Genomic DNA, 264 nt, shown 5'->3' with positions numbered 1-264 from the left:
GCTTGTACTATAGAAAATACAGTATTAGAATGTTCTGACACGAATAACGAAACTCTTGCAGATGCATGGAATGCAGCCAATATTGCAGCTTTAGAAGCATGTGCTACTGATGCCTGTGATGCTGACCTCACTGTGTCTTCTGATTATGACTTTAATAACTTAAATACAACTTGTGGTCCTTGTGGTGCATTAAATGTTACTTACACTATTGCTGATGATTGTGGTAATACCTCAACAGTTGTTGCAACCTTAACTTTTGATGAT

Annotated in this window: 1 protein-coding gene; it reads left to right on the top strand. The window is 37.1% G+C overall.

The features are described from left to right. On the top strand, positions 1–264 hold a 264-nt coding region (locus Q0893_RS19545), incomplete at both ends, for a hypothetical protein (RefSeq protein WP_299278982.1).

The organism is uncultured Psychroserpens sp., from assembly GCF_947494225.1.
In the GTDB taxonomy this organism is placed as follows: domain Bacteria; phylum Bacteroidota; class Bacteroidia; order Flavobacteriales; family Flavobacteriaceae; genus Psychroserpens.
The sequence above is the reverse complement of the archived record's forward strand: the minus strand, read 5'-3'. Positions and strand labels throughout refer to the sequence as shown.